Origin of the sequence: Fibrivirga algicola, assembly GCF_011742925.1 — a bacterium.
Classification (GTDB): domain Bacteria; phylum Bacteroidota; class Bacteroidia; order Cytophagales; family Spirosomataceae; genus Fibrella; species Fibrella algicola.
The window spans coordinates 1-2,633 of the sequence record NZ_WAEL01000023.1; the positions used below are offsets into that span (position 1 = coordinate 1).

The following is a 2,633-nucleotide window of genomic DNA, read 5'->3' on the forward strand; positions in this document are numbered from 1 at the left end:
GTTGACGCCCGGCACAACCGGTAAGCCATTCACCTCGTCATTGTCTGTCACATCCGCAATCGCCGTTCCGCCCGTACCAGCCGAAGCAGTGCCCAAATCGTTCACGGCGATCACACTTGGTGAGACCGTGACAACAGCCAGCGCCGTAGTACAGGTAGCCGGTGAGAGCTTGTCGCAGAGTTGATACACCAACGTATAGGTGCCTGGCACGGTGCCGACAGCCACACTGATTGAGCCTGTGTTCGTATCGAGCGTGATGCCCGATGGGTACGTACCGACTGAAGCAACTGTGGCATTACCCGCAGCACCCAGTGTGGCTACTACACCGTTGACTACGTCGTTATCCGTTACGTCCGAGACAGCTAAACCGCCTGTACCAGTTGATGCTGTACCTGAATCGTTCACGGCGATCACGCTTGGTAATACAGTTACGAAAGCGTTTGCCGTAGCACAGGTCACTGGCGAAAGTTTATCACACAATTGATAGACCAACGTGTACGTCCCCGGTACAGTACCGATTGCCACACTGACGGAACCTGTATTGGTGTCCAGCGTAATGCCTGCCGGATACGTCCCTACTGCGGCAACCACAGCGTTACCCGCAGGGCCAAGTACGACGGGTAAGCCATTCACCTCGTCGTTATCTGTCACATCCGCAATCGCTGTTCCGCCCGCACCAGCCGAAGCCGTGCCCGAATCGTTCACGGCGATCACGCTCGGCGTCACGGTTACTACAGCATTAGCCGTATTACAGGTCACTGGCGAGAGCTTGTCGCAGAGTTGGTAGATCAGCGTATAGGTACCTGGCACCGTGCCTGTGGCGACACTGATTGAACCCGTATTCGTATCGAGCGTGATACCTGATGGGTACGTGCCGACTGCTGAGACCACAGCATTCCCGGCATTGCCTAACGTAGCCGGCAAGCCGTTGACCATATCGTTAGCCACCAGACTTGGAATAACGATGCCGTCGGCATCAGCAGAACCCGTACCAGTGTCGTCATTGGCAATCACGCTCGGTGATACCGTTATGAAAACGTTAGCTGTGGCGCAGGTAACCGGTGAAAGCTTATCACAGAGTTGATACACCAGTGTATAAGTACCCGGCACTGTGCCGATAGCCACGCTGATGAAACCAGTCGTCGTATTGAGGGTGATACCCGCTGGGTACGTACCCAGCGAAGCAACCTCAGCATTGATGCCCAGCGCAGCTGGTAAGCCGTTGACTACATCGTTAGTAGCCACATTGGTGATAGCCGTTCCGCCCGTGCCCGCTGAAGCGGTGCCCGAATCACTAACAGTATTTATGCTCGGCGTCACGGTCACTACATCATTGGCCGTGGCACAGGTCACAGGTGAAAGCTTATCGCAGAGTTGGTAGACCATCGTGTACGTACCTGGTGTGGTACCTATGGCCACGCTGATGGAACCTGTATTGGTGTCCAGCGTAATGCCTGCCGGGTACGTTCCTACCGTTGCGACGACCGCGTTCCCCGTGATACCAAGCGCAGTTGGCACCCCGTTGACGAAATCGTTAGCTGTCACATCTGCGATGGCTGTTCCGCCCGTACCAGCCGAAGCGGTGCCCGAGTCGTTCACAGCAAGTACGCTTGGTGAGACGATTACGATAGCGGTTGCCGTAGTACAAGTCGGTGATGAGATCTTGTCGCAGAGTTGGTAGACCAACGTGTACGTTCCCGGTGCTGTACCTGCGGCCACGCTGATGGAACCAGTTATCGCATTCAATGTGATGCCTACTGGGTATGTACCCACCGACGCAACCGTAGCGTTAACGCCCAGTACAGCCGGTGCACCATTGACAAAATCATTATCTGTTACGTCAGCGATAACGATACCGCTTGCACCGGCTGAACCTGTACCATCATCGCCGTTCGCAATTACACTTGGTGATATGGTAATGATGGCGTTGGCCGTGGCACAGGTCACTGGCGAAAGCTTGTCGCAGAGCTGGTAGACCAGTGTATAGGTACCCGGCATTGTGCCTGTAGCGACGTTGATTGACCCGGTGTTGGTGTCCAGGGTGATACCTGCCGGGTACGTCCCTACTGCGGAAACCACAGCATTTCCTGCGTTCCCTAACGTAGCCAGCAGCCCATTAACAATATCGTTGGTAGCAACGTTTGGGATGGCTATGCCCCCTGCACCCGCCGAGGCCAGACCAGCGTCGTCCACTGCGATCACGCTTGGTGAGACCGTCACGATAGCCAGCGCCGTAGCACAAGTCGGTGACGAGAGCTTATCGCACAGTTGGAGACCATTGTGTACGTACCTGGTGTGGTACCTATGGCCACGCTGATGGAACCTGTATTGGTGTCCAGCGTGATGCCTGCCGGGTACGTTCCTACCGTTGCGACGACAGCGTTCCCCATGATACCAAGCGCAGCTGGCACCCCGTTGACGAAATCGTTAGCTGTCACATCCGCAATCGCCGTTCCACCCGTGCCCGCCGAAGCTGTACCCGAATCGTTCACAGTGATCACGCTCGGCGTTACCGTCACAATAGCATTGGCCGTGGCACAGGTCACTGGCGAAAGCTTGTCGCAGAGTTGGTAGACCAACGTGTACGTACCCGGTACGGTACCGATTGCCACACTGATTGACCCCGTATTCGG

2 protein-coding genes are annotated in these 2,633 nt (G+C 55.8%); both read right to left on the reverse strand.

The annotated features are described in order from the left end of the window. Positions 1-2,202 (reverse strand): beta strand repeat-containing protein (locus F7231_RS27015; RefSeq protein WP_208295705.1); only part of this gene is annotated, 2,202 nt, incomplete at its 3' end. A gap of 14 nt (positions 2,203-2,216) precedes the next feature. After that, positions 2,217-2,633: putative Ig domain-containing protein (locus F7231_RS27020; RefSeq protein WP_166694342.1), on the reverse strand; the 417-nt coding region annotated here is incomplete at its 5' end.